Below are 17343 nucleotides of genomic sequence, written 5' to 3' on the forward strand. Positions count from 1 at the left end.
GTATCGAAATATGGATACTCCTATATGCTTCAAAAACCTTCTCCTCAGCAATACGAACTCGAAATGGTAACCATGGAACAGCTCGTTCCACAGAATCATCTCGTTCGTAAAATTGATAATGCCATCGACTTCGAGTTCATCAGAGACGAAGTGGCACATCTATACTGCAAAGATAATGGCCGCCCACCCGTAGACCCTGTGCGTTTATTCAAAATCATTCTGCTTGGCTACCTATTCGGCATCAAAAGTGAGCGCCAACTGGTCAAAGAAATTGAAGTGAACGTCGCTTATCGTTGGTTCTTACGAATGTCACTGACCGAAAAAGTTATCCATGCTTCGACGTTAAGCCAGAACCGAATTCGACGCTTCAATGGTACTGACGTCTTTGAGCGCATCTTCAACAACATAGTGCTTCAAGCGATGGAGAAAGGCTTAGTCGCAGGACAGGAGCTCTTCACTGACAGTACACACCTTAAAGCCAATGCTAACAAGAACAAGCACATGAATCGTCTGCGTCCAGTTAGTGCAGGCGCTTATCTTGATATGCTGAATGAAGATGTGGCTGCAGACCGAGAATCTGAAGGTAAAAATCCATTCAAAGAGACGCCACCAAAGACAGACGTCAAAAACACTAAAGTCAGCACCACCGACCCTGAAAGTGGCTTTATGACACGAGACAATAAGCCTCAAGGCTTCTTCTATCTTGACCACCGAACCGTGGATGGTAAGCACGGTATCATCGTAGACACATACGCAACACCGGGGAATGTGAATGACTCACAGCCCTATATCCGTCGTCTCGATCACACACTAGAGCAGTTCAACCTCAATCCTATCGCAGTTGGTATCGATGCAGGTTACTTCACTGCGCCTGTTGCTGAATCACTCGAGCGCCGCAGTATATTAGGTGTGTTCGGGTATCGCCGCCCATCAAGAACTAAGAACAAATTTAAGAAGAAAGACTTCAAATACCAAAAAGAGACCGATACCTATCGCTGTCCAGAAGGGCAAGAACTTATCTATAAAACCACAACACGCGCAGGCTATCGCTCATACGCTTCAGACCCGAAACAATGTGCGTTTTGCCCCGTTCGGGACGACTGTACTAAGAGTGAAAATATGCAGAAGGTCATAACGCGTCACCTTTATAGTGAGACGGTGGAGCGAGCCAATCAAATGCGACTCTCTAGCTACGGAAAGAAGACGTATCGGAGGCGAAGTGAAACAGTAGAACGAAGCTTCGCCGATGCAAAACAACACCATGGCCACCGTTACGCGCGCTACCGCGGTCTCGCAAAAGTGCAAATGCAATGTTGGTTAGCCGCTGCCGCTCAAAACATCAAGAAGATAGCGTTGGTGGTGAGCTATCTGCGAAAAATGGGCCTAAATAAGGCAGAAATAAGTCAAATACTAGCCTCTGTATGCCGATTTAAGCCTTACTCACTTCAGAACGCTATCTAACAAAAAATATCGCGATCGCGGCCTACGGCCGCTCCGAAAAAAGAACCCCGCTTGAAAAAGCGGGGTTCGTCAGCAATCTGAAAACGGCTCATCAGAGCCGTTTTCTTAATTAGAGAGCGTTAGCCCGAGTAAGGCGTTACGCTCGCTTCTTTATTTGATGCGCAATATTGTCGAGTTCAATGTCAGTTTTCGCTCGACAAATACACGGCAAAATTTCATTTGCTTGCGTGTATGCCATCGCAAACCCTACGTATTCCACTTCACCTGAAACCAGTGTGCAGCGACAGGCACCGCAGTGACCATCTCGGCAGTTATACTCTGGCTCTAACCCTGCTTGTTCCATCGTCTCTAGGACGGTGTTGGAAGGGTTAGACTCGATCGTGGTGATAGAGTTTATTTTGATGGTTGGCATTAAAGTTCGAAGCCCTCAAAGTCGTCTGCGCTTACTTCGTTGTCGATCTGACCCACTAGGTAAGAACTGATTTCAGCTTCTTGCGGCGCAACCTGTACGTTGTCTGAAGACAACCAAGCGTTGATCCAAGGAATTGGGTTTGATGTTGCTTCTGGGTAAGCCGCATCAAGACCAACCGCCTGCATACGAACGTTGGTGATGTATTCAACGTATTGGCATAGGATGTCTTTGTTAAGACCAATCATAGAGCCGTCTTTGAATAGGTATTCTGCCCACTCTTTTTCTTGCTCTGCCGCTTCTTTGAATAGGTCGAAACAGTCTTGCTTACACTCTTCAGCGATTTGCATGAATGAGAAATCGTCTTGACCGTTGCGAAGCAGGTTAATCATGTGCTGAGTACCGGTTAGGTGCAGCGCTTCATCACGAGCAATCAGCTTGATGATTTTCGCGTTACCTTCCATCAACTCGCGTTCTGCAAATGCGAACGAACAAGCGAAACTCACGTAGAAACGAATCGCTTCTAGTGCGTTCACTGACATCAGACATAGGTACAGCTTCTTCTTCAGGTCGTACAAGTTAATTTTAACTTCTTCGCCTTTGATGTTGTGCGTACCTTCACCGTAACGGTGGTAGTCGTTGGTCGCTTGGATCAGGTCATCGTAGTAGTGTGCGATGTCTTTCGCACGCTTTAGGATGTGCTCGTTTTCAACGATATCGTCAAAAACCACACCCGGATCGTTTACGATGTTACGGATGATGTGCGTGTATGAACGAGAGTGGATAGTCTCAGAGAATGACCATGTCTCGATCCATGTTTCTAGCTCAGGAAGTGACACAAGCGGCAATAGAGCAACGTTTGGGCTACGACCTTGAATCGAGTCTAGAAGCGTTTGGTACTTCAGGTTACTGATGAAGATGTGCTTTTCATGCTCTGGAAGCTTGTTGTAGTCGATGCGGTCACTTGATACATCCACCTCTTCTGGACGCCAGAAGAACGAAAGCTGCTTTTCGATCAGCTTTTCAAAAATCTCAAATTTTTGTTGGTCGTAACGCGCAACGTTGACTGGTTGACCCAGGAACATTGGTTCTTTAAGCGCGTTATTTTTAGTTTGGGTAAAAGTACTGTAAGCCATGATGCTGCAATCCTTTTTAAGCCCTTCCTTCACAAGGAAGGGCAGAGAAATCTATTTTTAAATGCTGTATTGATTGTGTGCTTGGCACATTAGATCTTACAGCCACCGCCTGCACAATCGTCGTCTTGCTCAACAACCGCTGCTTTGTCGTTCTGGTCGTCTTTCGCACCGTCACGAGTATTATGGTAGTAAAGTGTTTTCACACCAAACTTATACGCAGTTAGCAGGTCTTGAAGCAGTTTCTTCATTGGCACTTTGCCACTATCGTAGACGCTAGGGTCGTAGTTAGTGTTCGCAGAGATAGCTTGGTCAACAAACTTCTGCATGATACCAACAAGGTGCAAGTAACCATCGTTACCGCCGATGTTCCAAAGCAGCTCGTAGTTCTCTTTTAGGTTGGCAAAGTCTGGCACAACTTGCTTCAGGATGCCGTCTTTTGACGCTTTCACTGATACGTAACCACGTGGTGGCTCAATGCCGTTGGTTGCGTTAGAGATTTGCGAAGACGTCTCAGAAGGCATTAGCGCAGTCAGTGTTGAGTTACGTAGACCGAACTCCATGATTTCTGCACGTAGCTCATCCCAATCGTAGTGAAGTGCTTCGTCACAAACGAGGTCGATGTCTTTCTTGTACGTATCGATTGGCAGTAGGCCTTTCGCGTAGTTCGTCTCGTGGAACGATGGGCAGCGACCTTGCTCTTTTGCAAGCTCTACAGACGCTTTCAGTAGGTAGTACTGAATCGCTTCGAACGTGCGGTGAGTCAGGTTGTTTGCAGAACCATCTGAGTACTTAACACCGTTTTTCGCAAGGTAGTAAGCGTAGTTAATCACGCCAACACCCAGAGTACGGCGGTTCATAGTTGAACGGTATGCCGCTGGTAGTGGGTAGTCTTGGTAATCAAGCAGTGCATCAAGTGCACGAACCACGAGGTCAGACAGATCTTTTAGGTCGTCAAGCTCGTTAATTGCACCCAAGTTGAATGCCGATAGCGTACATAGCGCAATCTCACCTGATTCGTCTTCCACGTTTTTCAGTGGTTTAGTTGGCAGTGCAATCTCAAGACATAGGTTAGATTGGCGAACTGGCGCAACCTTCGAGTCAAATGGGCTGTGAGTATTACAGTGGTCAACGTTCTGGATGTAGATACGACCTGTAGAAGCACGCTCTTGCATCAGTAGTGAGAACAGCTCAACCGCTTTCACCGTCTCTTTCTTAATTGACGGATCGTTCTCGTACTTAACGTATAGACGCTCGAACTCGTCTTGGTCTTCGAAGAATGCATCGTAAAGACCTGGAACATCCGATGGTGAGAACAGAGTAATGTTGCCACCTTGAACAAGACGTGCGTACATCAGTTTGTTCAACTGAACACCGTAGTCCATGTGACGTACACGGTTCTCTTCAACACCACGGTTGTTCTTAAGAACCATGAGTGATTGAACTTCACCGTGCCACATTGGGTAGAATACAGTCGCCGCACCACCACGCACACCACCTTGGGAACAGCACTTAACCGCTGTTTGGAAGTATTTGTAGAATGGAATACAGCCAGTGTGGAACGCTTCGCCGCCACGGATTTCAGAACCCAAGGCACGAATACGACCAGCATTGATACCGATACCCGCACGTTGTGACACGTAACGAACGATAGAGCTTGCCGTCGCGTTGATAGAATCTAGGCTGTCGCCACACTCAATCAGAACACAAGAGCTGAACTGACGAGTAGGAGTACGTACACCAGACATGATTGGTGTAGGTAGAGAAATCTTGAATGTCGATGTCGCATCGTAGAAGCGCTTGATGAAGTCAAGACGCGTCTCTTTTGGATACTTGGCAAATAGACAAGCCGCAACAAGGATATATAGGAACTGTGCACTTTCGTAGATCTGACCGCTTACACGGTTTTGTACGAAGTACTTACCTTCCAGCTGTTTAACCGCAGCGTAAGAGAAGTCGTGATCGCGAGTATGGTCGATGTAATCGTCCAGCTCTTCAAGCTCAGCTTTCGTGTAGTCTTCAAGCAGGTGCGCGTCATACTTACCCATTTCAACCATTTTAGATACATGGTCGAACAGCGCTGGTGGCTCATACTGACCGTACGCTTTTTTGCGTAGGTGGAAGATAGCCAAGCGAGCTGCTAGGTATTGGTAATCCGGTGCATCTTCAGAGATAAGGTCTGCTGCAGACTTGATGATAGTTTCATGGATGTCTGACGTTGTAATGCCATCATAAAACTGGATGTGAGCCTTAAGTTCCACCTGTGACACAGAAACGTTATCTAGGCCTTCGGCAGCCCATGCGATTACGCGGTGGATTTTTTCAAGATCAATACTTTCTTTGCGGCCATTACGCTTGGTAACGGAAAGTTGCTGGTTCATTCTGAGGTGTTCCCTAACAAAACAATATGAAGCCTCGCTTTTATGAAATTTTGTTGAGTCTTAGCGAGAGCTTCGTGATCAATGTCACCCTACGGAAAGTGGCTTCCAACACAAGATGTAGGGGTCATTTAAACTACGAGTTACAAGATAGTGCTATAGAGCGAGATTTTCAAGTTCGGCGATTTGAGGAAACTGTGGATAACTAGGGGAAAGAAAAAAATACGTTAGTGGACACTTACCATGGAAGTTAGACCCGACTTAGTTGTACAAAAACACGTGCTCGCAGATCGGTTTCGTTTTAAACAATCTGAAAAAAAATTCCTTGATCTTTGGCAAGTTTTGGCTGTTATTGATGAGGTGATTAAAAGTGCGATTTCAGCACACAAAATCGACGAAAGTGTCTTGTTTTTGTAAACAGTTTGTGGCCGCTCGTTAACGTGATTTGTAGCACTAATTTGACGTCGAAAGATGGTTCGCCAAATTAGTGCTGCGACTACATGTAGTGTTTGACTAGTTCATGTACATGAACAGCTACAGTGACTTTTCGGTATAGACGATATAGTTAACGTCGACACGTTTGCCTAGCTTGTAGCTATCGGTGAGCGGGTTGTAGGATAGGCCAGTAATGCCTTTTTCAATCAGCTCGGTAGCATCAATCATCTTAATAAGCTCAGAAGGCTTGATGAACTTGTCATGGCTATGAGTGCCGTCTGGAACGATTTTAAGTAGTTTCTCAGCACCAACAATGGCAAACAAATAGGATTGTAGGTTGCGGTTAAGCGTAGAGAAGAACACTTGACCACCAGGCTTGACCAGTTTTGCACAAGAAGCAATCACGGATGCAGGATCCGGAACATGCTCAAGCATCTCCATACAGGTCACTACGTCGTATTTACCTGCGTTTTCAGCGGCATGGTCTTCGACTGTGCTTTGAACGTAGTCGAGTTTGGTACCAGTCTCTAGTGCATGCAGGCGTGCGACTTCCAGTGGCTCTTTGCCCATATCCAAACCAGTGACGTTAGCACCTTGCTTGGCCATGCTCTCAGCTAAGATACCACCACCACAACCGACATCGAGTACGGTCTTGCCGAAAAGGCCATTGGCTTTTTCCAGCACATAGTTAAGGCGCAGTGGGTTGATTTGATGCAGAGGTTTAAACTCGCCCTCTAGGTCCCACCAACGGCTTGCCATCTCTTCAAATTTTCTGATTTCGTCTAGATCGACGTTTTGTTGCTTATCCATCTGTGCCAATTCTCTGTTCCGACAATTCTGTGTTCCGGTAGATCTTAGTTCCGACCATTTTTTTGCTCCGGTATGGCGCGCAAGTATACCGCAATTTAAACTAGGAAAACCTACCTAGTGATCATAAATGGTGCATTTGTGGCTTCTGACCTACTTACCTAGAACCATTTGGGTGTTTTTTCACCATTTTTCAGAGTCATAGATTCAAAATGTGCAAATTGTGGACGTTTGAATCACAACCAAGGTCACAACCTGATAAAAGGGCAGGGAAAGTGATGCCGAACACACTATTCTTGTGTTATATTTTGTCACCTTATACGTATCGAATATACGATCAAACTATAGAGGGATATTGGCTCTATGAGCGATCTAGCTAAAGAGATCACGCCCGTAAACATTGAAGATGAGCTGAGAGGCTCATATCTCGACTACGCGATGTCAGTTATCGTGGGTCGTGCTCTTCCAGATGTGCGTGATGGCCTAAAACCAGTACACCGCCGCGTTTTGTTCGCGATGAATGTACTAGGTAATGATTGGAATAAACCATATAAAAAGTCTGCCCGTGTTGTCGGCGACGTAATCGGTAAATATCACCCACACGGTGATAGTGCTGTATACGACACTATTGTTCGTATGGCTCAGCCGTTCTCGCTTCGCTACATGTTGGTAGATGGTCAAGGTAACTTCGGTTCCATTGACGGCGATTCAGCGGCGGCAATGCGTTATACCGAAGTCCGCATGGCTAAAATCGCTCATGAGCTGTTAGCAGACCTAGACAAAGAAACCGTTGATTATGTTCCTAACTATGATGGAACAGAGCAAATTCCAGCGGTTCTGCCAACTAAGATTCCAAACCTACTAGTAAACGGTGCTTCTGGTATCGCGGTAGGTATGGCGACTAACATTCCTCCGCATAACTTGAATGAAGTTATCGATGGCTGTTTGGCGTACATCAAGAACGAAGACATCACGATTGATGAGCTCATGGATTACATCCCAGGCCCAGATTTCCCGACAGCGGCACTGATCAGTGGCCGTAAAGGCATCATCGATGCTTACAAGACGGGTCGTGGTAAGGTCTACATGCGTTCTAAAGCAGAGATCGAAGAAGACAAGAATGGCAAAGAAACCATTATTGTTACCGAGATCCCTTATCAGGTGAACAAAGCTCGCCTAATCGAAAAGATTGCAGAGCTTGTTAAAGATAAGAAAGTAGAAGGCATTAGCGCACTACGTGATGAGTCTGATAAAGACGGTATGCGCATTGTTATCGAATGTAAGCGTGACGCGGTAGGTGAAGTGGTTCTAAACAATCTGTATTCACAGACTCAGCTGCAAACGACGTTCGGCATCAACATGGTTGCCCTAAACAATGGTCAACCACAGCTGTTCAACCTTAAGGACATGCTGAAGTGCTTCGTTGATCACCGCCGTGAGGTTGTGACTCGTCGTACTATCTTCGAACTTCGTAAAGCAAGAGACCGTGCTCATATCCTTGAAGCGCTATCGCTAGCCCTTGCGAACATCGATGAAGTTATCGAACTTATCAAAAACGCACCAACCCCTGCTGAAGCGAAGGTCGGTCTAGTTTCTCGTGGTTGGGAGCTAGGTAGCGTAGCATCAATGCTAGAGCGTGCCGGTACTGACGCGGCTCGTCCAGATTGGCTAGAAGACCAATACGGTATCCGTGACGGTCTGTACTACCTAACTGAGCAACAAGCTCAAGCGATTCTAGAACTTCGCCTACACCGTCTAACTGGTCTAGAGCACGAGAAGATCCTAGATGAGTACAAAGCACTTCTAGAAGAGATTGCAGAATTAATGCACATCCTTGCAAGCACAGAGCGCTTGATGGAAGTGATCACCGAAGAGCTAGAAGAAGTTCAAGCAACTTACGGTGACGAGCGTCGCAGCGAAATTACGGCTGCCGTTCACGACATTGATATGGAAGAGCTGATCGCTCGTGAAGACGTAGTAGTTACTCTGTCTCACGAAGGTTACGTGAAGTATCAATACCTAAGCGACTACGAAGCTCAGCGTCGTGGTGGTAAAGGTAAGAGTGCAACTAAGATGAAGGATGAGGATTACATCGAGCGTCTGCTTGTTGCTAATACTCACGACAACATCTTGTGCTTCTCAACTCGCGGTAAGACTTACCGTCTGAAAGTATATCAATTGCCACAAGCGAGCCGTACAGCTCGTGGTAAGCCTATCGTTAACATTCTTCCACTAGAAGAAGGTGAGCGTATCACGGCTATCCTGCCAGTGTCTGAGTTCAGCGCTGATAAGTACATCTTTATGGCAACTGGCGACGGTACTGTGAAGAAGACATCACTGGATCAGTTCTCTAACGTGCGTTCTAACGGCCTAATCGCTGTGAACCTACGTGACGATGACTCGCTAATCGGTGTTGATATCACTAACGGCGACAGTGACGTGATGCTGTTCTCTAAGCAGGGTAAAGTGGTTCGCTTTAGCGAAGACAAAGTCCGTGCAATGGGTCGTACTGCGGCAGGTGTTCGCGGTATGAAGCTGGCTGACGATGACCAAGTTGTGTCTCTGATTGTTCCTTCAAACGAAGGTGATATTCTAACAGTGACGCAAAATGGTTACGGTAAGCGTACTGAGCTTGAAGAGTACCCAACTAAGGGTCGTGCAACACAAGGTGTGGTTTCAATCAAAGTCTCTGAGCGAAACGGTCCAGTTGTTGGCGCTGTCCAAGTTGAAGAAGGCGACGAAATGATGATGATCACCGATGCAGGTACGCTAGTACGTACTCGCGTTGCAGAGGTGAGCCAAGTCGGTCGTAACACTCAAGGTGTCACGCTAATCCGTACTGCTTCTGATGAGTCTGTAGTAGGTCTACAGCGCATCGATGAAGTGGAAGAGTTAGCAGAAGTTGAAGGTGAAGAGGGGACAGAAGGCGCAGTAGCAGATGCTGCAGCAACCGATGCTCCTGAAGCACCAGCAGCGGACGACGCTTCTGAAGAGTAATCAGATACTCGAATGATAGAAAACCTGCCTTATGGCAGGTTTTTTTTCGCTTGTCGTTTTAATGTCGATACAAGGTTCTTGTTAAGTTGTTGAAATAATTGAGATAATATGCTGGAATGGATTGATTTTATAGAATTGACCATCAATAATAGTGAACGAGGCTTTCTTGCCCAGATTGTTGTTAATTGAACTAAAAATGAAGGTGAGTTAAATGGATTTACCCGTTCAAGCGTATTTGTTGATAGGTTTCTTTGTCACTGTGATCCTAGTTATTGGTATAGGATATGCTCTCTATAGGTTTTACAAATAGTTAGAGTAGTCTCGCTATTTTTAGAATCATTACGAGACAAAAAGACCCGCTTGCGAACAAGCAGGTCTTTTTACTGTTATCGAGGGTGTGATTGCTATGGGTTAGCTTACCTTAAACTTCCCAATCGTCTTCTTAAGCTCTTCCATCATTTCAAGCTGTTTGTCGATTTTGCTTAGCATCTTGCGTGTGTCTGCCACGCTGTCTTCGGCCAGTTGATCCACAGACACGGTCTGCTGACTGATTTCACCGGAAGCGATGGCTTGCTCATTCACCATAGATGCGATCTCTTGAGACTGAGAGTCGATCATTTCCATCGTTTGATGAATTTCGCGTAGCTTATTGTCGACTTCCGCAATCATATCCACACCTTGCTCGGTTTTTGAGCGGCCAATGCGCAGAGAATCTACCGCGTTTGCCGCAGAGCTTTGTAGCGTGGCGATGATGCCTTCAATATCCACAGTAGACTCTTGAGTACGCTGGGCTAGGGTACGAACTTCGTCAGCAACGACTGCAAACCCACGTCCTTGCTCACCTGCACGAGCGGCTTCAATCGCGGCGTTGAGCGCGAGTAGGTTCGTTTGCTCCGCGACGCCTTTAATCACCTCAAGTACACTAGTGATTGCGGTGGCATTGTCATTAAGAACGGCAACTACTTCCTCAGATTTAGAGACATCTTGGTAGATGTCATTCATCAGAGTGCTTGCATCATGGGTTAATGTTTGGCTCTGCTGAGAATTCGTTGACGCATCCGAAGCATGTTGTTGCGCTGTCTGTGCATTGTCCGCAATGCCACTGATCGTTTGTGACATCTCCGTCGAAGCGGTGGCAATTTGCTCAATGTAGCTCTTTTGACGGCCAATGGTGTTGCCAAAGTGCTCAGCGATACGATGCAGTTCAATCGCATCGTTAGTGACTTGCTCAGTGGTTCGAAGGCTAAGCTGTGTAGTCTGCTGGATATCGTTGACAAAGATGTTAAACGAGCGACTCAGTTTGCCTAGCTCATCATCATGTTGGTATTCCAAACGTTGTGTTAGATCGCCTTCGCCTACAGCGATATTGTCCATAGCGGTGACAACATTGTTTAAAGGCTTAGTTAAGAAGCGATTAATGATGACCAACATGGCGATGCCGCTGATGATCAGCACCAACAGAATCACCGTGACTGTTCCCCAGAAAGTCGCTTGAATTGGCTCGCTAATTAAGGTCTCCGGCACCATGAAGCCAACACGCCAATCCAGTTCGAGAGTTGGGTCAGTAACGGCTTCCACAAATACTAGGTGAGGCTTACCGTTAAATGATACAGAACCAATGGTTTGTTGCTGGCGGCTGACTTGATTTTGAAGTTCGGCAAATCCAGAGGTATTGGCAAATACTTTGTCAATGTCGGCTAGAGTAGGCAGTGTCGACATGTCAATACGGTCTTGAGTATCGTTAAATGCGATGATGCCACCATCAGAAGCAATTAAAAAGCCAGTGCCAACACCTTGATAGCGCATTTTATCTATCAAGCCTTGCTTGATTTCTGTCCCTAGAATATCAATGCCTAAGACACCAATAAGTTGCTGCTTATTATCTTTCACCGTAGTTTTAATTGAAGTAACAATACTTTTATCGTTGGCATCAATTTGTGGTTTTGTAATGAAAAGGCGATCTTTTTCTAGTGCTTCAAACCACCAAGGTCGCTTGGTAGTGTAATAGTCAAGATTGTTATAACGACCGTTGAGATCGAAGTATTCATGAGTATTGGCTGGGGCGTAGAAAACCGATTTGATCAATGGATCGTGCTTTGAAATAGATTGAAAGGTATCAACAATCGACTGATAGGTAGGGTCGCTATCTATGTTAGAGCCCCGCTGAGTATAGTTGGCAAACCAGTTGTTAATAAACGGGTTTTCTGCCAAGGTTGTGACCACACGTGAGCGCTCGCGAAAGAACTCGTGAATGGAGCGTACGGTTTTTTCAGTGACTAACTGAACTTCCTGAGTCACTTGACTCTCTACAGAAGCGGAGCGCTGATTAACAATAAAATAGGAAGCGAATATTGATATCGTTACCATAATAGTGGCGATCGCTAGCACTAGCTTCTTAGCGATCGAATCCATCAATCTCATAAATACTCCTTAAATTTAGAAGATTGCACGTATATTTGCGGGGATCCTAGAGGATTGGCGGCTATTTTCACACAGACATAAAATATTTAAAACAAATTATGAAGTGGAATAACCGAAGCTGGCATAACTGTCATGAGAATGATGGGTTTTATTAATGATGTCATTAGTAAAGGTAAATGGAACTAATGACATCATCGGAATTGGATTACATATTGCTTACGTTTTTTTGCTCTAGGCTGTCACCTTTCGATTCATTCAGCAGACTTGCGTATAGTCCATTAAATTCGATGAGTTGCTGGTGATTTCCACGTTCGACAATTTCGCCCTTGTCGAGCACCAGAATAATGTCAGAGTGTTTAATGGTACTTAGGCGATGTGCGATGGCGATGACGGTTTTGTCTTGATACAAACGACTCATCGCTTTTTGGATTAAATCTTCTGTAATGGAATCGACAGAGCTGGTGGCCTCATCAAGCATCATGATTTGCCCACCTTGCGCGATAGCCCGGGCAAACGAGATCAACTGCGTTTGTCCAACTGAAAGGTTTGCGCCATTTTTGTCGAGTTTGAAGTCGTAATTATTTGGGAGTTGATCGATAAAGCGATCGGCGTAGACGTAGCGTGCCGCTTCGATGACTTGCTCGCGGCCGACGCCTTGTTTCCCAAGCGCAATATTGAAATCGATGCTCTGCTCAAATAGGTGAACATCCTGCATCATCATCGAGAACAAATGAGCGCAATCTTCTGCCGCGATATGTGATAGCTCAATACCATTGAGCAAAATACTGCCTTCATAGTCGCGATAGGTCTTAGTGATCAAACGCATGATGGTTGACTTACCAGAACCCGTAGAGCCCACCAATGCGACTTGATGGCCTTTGTTCAGGGTAAACGACACCTTGCTTAACACATACGGTCCATCTTGTTTGTATCGGAAGCTAACATCACGAAACTCTAAGCTTTGGAACTCTTTGAGCTTTGGCTTGATCTCATCACTTGGTAGCAATGTATGTCCTTCTTCCTCAAGCGGTTCTACAAATAGCTCCTCAATATGGTCAAAAGCGGCAAAGGAGCTTTGAATAGATGCAATTTGAGAGGTGAAGTCTCGGATCGGAATGAACACTTTCTCTAATGTGTTGATAAAGGCAATCAACACCCCTAGCGTGAGCGAAGCTTCGAGCACTTGGCCGGAGCCAAACCAAATCATTAGCGCGATGGTGATTGAGGTGACGCCAGAGATAAACGCGAACAGAATCGCATCGTATTTGTTCACCTTCATCTGCGCAGCCAAAAACTCATCAGTATAGCTTTGGTATTTGGTCTCTACTTCTTGCTCGGCGCGATATAGCTGCACGGTTTTCACCCCAAGCAGTACTTCTTGCAGGTATCCAATGCCTCTCGCAAGAGCAGAGCGGGTGATCTGATGCATTTGACGTAGTCGATTACGCACATAGACGGTTAAATAAATCACCGGGGGCATCACGACTAAGACCACCATAGTGAGCTTCCAGTCGATAACGAGCATCATGATCAAAAGGGCAATAGTATTTAAGCTGTCTCTGACTAGTCCCACCACGGCTTGGACAAAGGAATCACCAATGGTTTCCAAATCGCTAGTGAGTCGCGACAGTGTGATTCCAATAGGGGTGTTATCGAAGTAGCTACGCGGCAGTTTAAGCACACGCGATACCAACACAGAGCGCATATCGGCAATAGTGAATTGACCCGTTTTGCGGAGATTGTAGGCATAGGTAGTGTCGACGATATAACTAGCAATCAGCACAGTGACTAAGTAAAGGATTGGCGTGAGCAAACCATCAATGTTGCCGTGAGACAGATAACCGTCGATCACTTGGATAATCAGCCAAGGAAATAGCAAACTGCACGCGATGGAGAGCGGCAGCATAGCGACACCTATCCACGCCGTACGTCGATAAGGCTGAGCAAATTGAAAGAAGTGCTTGAGGTATTTTACATCTAACCCTTTTAGCATGGGTTTGCCTCCGTTTCCGTTTGCTGTAGTAGCCAAGTCTCTTTGTAGTAATCACAGGTTTTCAGTAGCGTTGAATGGTCGCCTTTGGCGAGTACTTTACCTTCGCTAAGCACGATGATTTCATCCATATATTCCAAGGCATTGACGCGATGAGAGACCACGAGCACGGATTGATGCTCCAATCTTGAAAACAGACCTTCGAGTATCTTCCTTTCTGTTTCGTAATCCACGGCTGAGAGTACATTGTCCATAATAAGCAAATCGCAGGGCTCTAGCAGTGCTCTCGCAATACTCAAGCGCTGTTTCTGTCCGCCAGAAAGCATGACGCCTTTTTCACCCACCACGGTTTGCGCTTTTTCCTCAAAACGCTCCACGTCGCCAGCCAGTTGACTCAGCTCCAATACGCCTTGAACATCGTCGTCACTAATCGTTCGACTCCCACTACCGAACTGGACGTTTTCAGTGATGGTTGCAGAGAACAAATAGGGATCTTGAGTAATGGTTTTTACAAAGCGCCTCAAATCATTTCTGGAGAAGCTGGTGATATCGCGATCGCCAAGAAAAACGGAGCTACTTGGTACATCGAGATGGTGGTTAAGACAGTTCACTAGGGTCGTTTTCCCAGCGCCAATACTTCCTAAAACACCGACTTTCTTACCCGGCGGAATATCGAAACTAATGCCATCAAGGATTGGCGCATCGTCTTTAGAATAGCGGTAGGTAAGATTACGCACCGAGAAAGTTTGCCCTTTAAGAGAATCAAGCGTGTCTTCTGATAAGGTTTTGGTGTCAATCTCAGGTACCTCAGCGTTCAAGATAGTTTGGCAGCTGGCAATACCGACCATACCGCGTTGATAAATGGTCGCGATTCGCCCCAGTGCCATTAGCGGTATCGAGAGCAGCACTGAATAGGTTAAAAATGCGGTGATTTCACCAAGAGTCAGTTCTTGCTGCATCAACATATAGCCGCCGAGACCTAAGATGAGGATCTTCATGACATTGTTAGCGTAATCCAACACGGGCATGTAGAACACTTGGATGCGAGTCAGCTTCATTTGGCATTTGAGCAGCTTTTGATTGAGTGCGTCGGTTTCGGCTTGTACCCAAGCTCCCATTTGTTGGCTTTTGATCAAGTCAATGGCAGAAAGGTAACTCATTAGTTCAGCGGAATATTTTTGTAATCGACGCATATGCTCCATGTGCAAATCTTTCATTTTGGTGAAGCCGATTCGAAAGATCACAAAGGCAATGATGATTGGGATCACCGAATACAGAGTCAATTCGGGTGAAATGCGCCACATCCATAGCGGGGTTAACGATAACGCCAGTAGGGTATTAAATAGCTGCAGGAATCCGACACCAAACATCAATCGAATCCCCATTAAGTCGTTATTAACGATAGAAATCAGATGTCCCGAAGCGAATTTACTGTGGAACTCATTTGGGAGGCGATTAAGTTTTTTCAGCAGGATGTTTTTTAGCTCAGCTTCCGTTATACGACCAGGGTTGAGGCCATAAATACGCGATAGTATGCGCGTAATGATCATCGCAATGGCCATCACTACGACGATAGAGACGTAATACTGCAATTGGCCATAGCTTTCGCTGCTGATGCCATCAAGCAGATCGATCGCTAATTGGATGTAGCGCGGGATCTCAACTTGTAACCAGTTAACGAGGAAAATGAAAACAATCGCCAGCAAATAAGAGGTGCGATTTAAACGCAAAAAGTGCGCGATAAACTGGGTTTTGGTCATTAGAGACTTTCTTGTCGGTGAAACAGTTAGGTGAAGAAATAATTTGGCTCATCCAATCACGTGCATGAATAAGTGTACACGTGACGCCATGAAAAAACAGCAAACTGTAATATTGATGGCCAAAGAATCAAAATCAGTCAGAAGCGATTATCGTACGTACTTGTGACACGGTGGCCTTTGGATGTTGATAATCAACAGGCAACTCCACAATGGCGTGACCTTTAGATAGAAACAGTGAAGGGAAGCTGTTGCCGCCAATACTGCGAGCGAAAGCGATCTCTTTGAGCAAAGCTTGATGTGTTTCTTTTGCGGTGAGATCTCGCGTAAAGCGGCCTCTATCCAGACCAATTTCGGTTGCGATGTCGATGAGAACGGAATTATCGCTCGGGTTCTTCGCTTCAAGATAGTAGGCGTTTTGTATCGCCGCGTACATTTCAAACTCGGCGTCTTGAGCACGAGCAGCAATAATCGCGCGGCAAGCAGGATAAGTTGCGCGCCTTGGTTCGTTAAGCGTCCAAAAGTCATGATTGAACTCGGTTCCCAAGTAGCTCTCGATTTTGCGCCAGTACTCTGCTATCTGAGTTCGCATCTGCATGGGCATCGGCGTATCGGTATCTTCAGCCAGCCCACCTAAAACGTATTGGATTTCTACGTCGCCGCCTAGTGACGCTTTGATGGACTCCCAAGTCGGTTTATAGCCCCAACACCATGAACACATGGGGTCGTAAACATAGTAAAGAATGGCAGAGGGGGAGTTCATAGTGGGATTCCTAATCGACGTGTCCATGTCTAAGTGCTCACCTTAGCATGGATGGATTTGAGCTCAAAGGCGTGTTGTTTGATGCAGATTATAGATTTATCTTGATGATGATGTAAATTGTTCGCATTATCAAAAGGGGTGGAAAATGAAAACAATTGTGATTTTTGGTGCCAGCAGTGGGCTGGGGTTTGCTGCAGTGCGCTATTTTGCTAGCCAAGACATCAAAGTTATTGGTATAGCAAGAAACCCACAAAAGGAAGCGGACTTGGATTCCCTTTGCGAAAAGCTCATCGCATGTGATGCAACAGAATTCGACGCTGTTAATAGCGCTGTATCAGAGTTACCAAAGGATGCGGTTGTGTTGTCTACCATGGGTAGTTTTAGATCGGATAAGCCAGTGGATTACATTGGACACCGCTATTTAGTCGATGCTTTGGAAAAGCACGGTATTCACCGCTTTTTAATGGTGACTTCGCTTGGATGTGGTGATTCATGGCAGTACCTTTCTGAACGCGCGAGAGCGGGCTTTGGGGCTGCAGTTCGAGAAAAATCGCTAGCAGAGGCGTGGCTGGCGAGTAGTGCACTCGACTATACCATTTTAAGGCCTGGTGGTTTGAAAGATGGTGAGGTCACAGAGCAAGGGAAATTGTCTCAACATGTGGAAGTTCATGGTGCGATTCATCGCAGCGAAGTTGCACGCTTAGTGCACCAATTGTTGTTGAATGATGCAAGTATCGGTCAAATCTATCAATGTGTTGACCCAACAGTTAGCTACTACTAACGAAAAAGGCA

At 45.9% G+C, this 17343-nt stretch carries 11 protein-coding genes; 3 read left to right on the plus strand and 8 right to left on the minus strand.

What is annotated here, in order from left to right:
• The first annotated feature begins 24 nt into the window (after nucleotides 1-24).
• On the plus strand, nucleotides 25-1461 hold the full coding sequence (locus AAA946_RS06345; protein WP_338163447.1) for an IS1182 family transposase: 1437 nt from the start codon (nucleotides 25-27) through the stop codon (nucleotides 1459-1461).
• A 136-nt stretch (nucleotides 1462-1597) separates the two neighbouring features.
• Here the strand turns inward: AAA946_RS06345 and yfaE are convergent, their stop codons facing one another.
• From yfaE to ubiG, 4 genes are all read right to left on the minus strand, one after another.
• Nucleotides 1598-1873: a class I ribonucleotide reductase maintenance protein YfaE gene (gene yfaE / locus AAA946_RS06350; protein WP_042498113.1), complete on the minus strand. Its 276-nt coding sequence runs from the start codon at nucleotides 1871-1873 to the stop codon at nucleotides 1598-1600.
• Nucleotides 1873-3006 carry a class Ia ribonucleoside-diphosphate reductase subunit beta gene (gene nrdB / locus AAA946_RS06355; RefSeq protein ID WP_338164104.1) on the minus strand — a complete coding sequence of 378 codons (1134 nt, stop codon included), beginning with the start codon at nucleotides 3004-3006 and terminating at the stop codon, nucleotides 1873-1875. The genes yfaE and nrdB overlap by 1 nt, the downstream gene beginning before the upstream one ends.
• Before the next feature lie 89 nt (nucleotides 3007-3095).
• A complete protein-coding gene (gene nrdA, locus AAA946_RS06360; protein WP_338164105.1) occupies nucleotides 3096-5384 on the minus strand; it encodes a class 1a ribonucleoside-diphosphate reductase subunit alpha in 2289 nt (762 codons plus the stop codon).
• Nucleotides 5385-5915: 531 nt separating this feature from the next.
• Nucleotides 5916-6626 carry a bifunctional 2-polyprenyl-6-hydroxyphenol methylase/3-demethylubiquinol 3-O-methyltransferase UbiG gene (gene ubiG / locus AAA946_RS06365; RefSeq protein WP_338164106.1) on the minus strand — a complete coding sequence of 237 codons (711 nt, stop codon included), beginning with the start codon at nucleotides 6624-6626 and terminating at the stop codon, nucleotides 5916-5918.
• A 360-nt stretch (nucleotides 6627-6986) separates the two neighbouring features.
• Here ubiG and gyrA point away from each other — a divergent pair, with 360 nt between their 5' ends.
• The gene (gyrA, locus tag AAA946_RS06370; RefSeq protein WP_338164107.1) at nucleotides 6987-9620 is read left to right on the plus strand and encodes a DNA topoisomerase (ATP-hydrolyzing) subunit A; all 2634 of its coding nucleotides are present in this window, start codon (nucleotides 6987-6989) and stop codon (nucleotides 9618-9620) included.
• A 411-nt stretch (nucleotides 9621-10031) separates the two neighbouring features.
• On the opposite strand, the gene AAA946_RS06375 is transcribed toward gyrA, so the two are convergent.
• The 4 genes from AAA946_RS06375 to AAA946_RS06390 all read right to left on the minus strand — a co-directional run bounded on the left by AAA946_RS06375 (nucleotide 10032) and on the right by AAA946_RS06390 (nucleotide 16551).
• Nucleotides 10032-12041: a methyl-accepting chemotaxis protein gene (locus AAA946_RS06375; RefSeq protein WP_338164108.1), complete on the minus strand. Its 2010-nt coding sequence runs from the start codon at nucleotides 12039-12041 to the stop codon at nucleotides 10032-10034.
• A gap of 205 nt (nucleotides 12042-12246) precedes the next feature.
• Nucleotides 12247-14034 carry an ABC transporter ATP-binding protein gene (locus tag AAA946_RS06380; RefSeq protein ID WP_338164109.1) on the minus strand — a complete coding sequence of 596 codons (1788 nt, stop codon included), beginning with the start codon at nucleotides 14032-14034 and terminating at the stop codon, nucleotides 12247-12249.
• Nucleotides 14028-15791: an ABC transporter ATP-binding protein gene (locus AAA946_RS06385; RefSeq protein ID WP_338164110.1), complete on the minus strand. Its 1764-nt coding sequence runs from the start codon at nucleotides 15789-15791 to the stop codon at nucleotides 14028-14030. Before AAA946_RS06385 ends, AAA946_RS06380 begins: the two co-directional genes overlap by 7 nt.
• 133 nt (nucleotides 15792-15924) lie before the next feature.
• A complete protein-coding gene (locus AAA946_RS06390; protein WP_338164111.1) occupies nucleotides 15925-16551 on the minus strand; it encodes a DsbA family protein in 627 nt (208 codons plus the stop codon).
• A 145-nt stretch (nucleotides 16552-16696) separates the two neighbouring features.
• On the opposite strand from AAA946_RS06390, the gene AAA946_RS06395 reads away from it, so the two are divergent.
• The gene (locus AAA946_RS06395) at nucleotides 16697-17332 is read left to right on the plus strand and encodes an SDR family NAD(P)-dependent oxidoreductase (protein ID WP_338164112.1); all 636 of its coding nucleotides are present in this window, start codon (nucleotides 16697-16699) and stop codon (nucleotides 17330-17332) included.
• Nucleotides 17333-17343: the final 11 nt, after the last annotated feature.

This window comes from Vibrio sp. 10N, from assembly GCF_036245475.1.
Taxonomy (GTDB): domain Bacteria; phylum Pseudomonadota; class Gammaproteobacteria; order Enterobacterales; family Vibrionaceae; genus Vibrio.

Coding starts and splice junctions, on each gene's coding strand:
- AAA946_RS06345 (WP_338163447.1), top strand. CDS start 25: ATGCTTCAAAAACCTTCTCCTCAGCAATACGAACTCGAAATGGTAACC.
- nrdB (WP_338164104.1), bottom strand. CDS start 3,006: ATGGCTTACAGTACTTTTACCCAAACTAAAAATAACGCGCTTAAAGAA.
- AAA946_RS06385 (WP_338164110.1), bottom strand. CDS start 15,791: ATGACCAAAACCCAGTTTATCGCGCACTTTTTGCGTTTAAATCGCACC.
- AAA946_RS06380 (WP_338164109.1), bottom strand. CDS start 14,034: ATGCTAAAAGGGTTAGATGTAAAATACCTCAAGCACTTCTTTCAATTT.
- ubiG (WP_338164106.1), bottom strand. CDS start 6,626: ATGGATAAGCAACAAAACGTCGATCTAGACGAAATCAGAAAATTTGAA.
- AAA946_RS06395 (WP_338164112.1), top strand. CDS start 16,697: ATGAAAACAATTGTGATTTTTGGTGCCAGCAGTGGGCTGGGGTTTGCT.
- AAA946_RS06375 (WP_338164108.1), bottom strand. CDS start 12,041: ATGAGATTGATGGATTCGATCGCTAAGAAGCTAGTGCTAGCGATCGCC.
- yfaE (WP_042498113.1), bottom strand. CDS start 1,873: ATGCCAACCATCAAAATAAACTCTATCACCACGATCGAGTCTAACCCT.
- AAA946_RS06390 (WP_338164111.1), bottom strand. CDS start 16,551: ATGAACTCCCCCTCTGCCATTCTTTACTATGTTTACGACCCCATGTGT.
- gyrA (WP_338164107.1), top strand. CDS start 6,987: ATGAGCGATCTAGCTAAAGAGATCACGCCCGTAAACATTGAAGATGAG.
- nrdA (WP_338164105.1), bottom strand. CDS start 5,384: ATGAACCAGCAACTTTCCGTTACCAAGCGTAATGGCCGCAAAGAAAGT.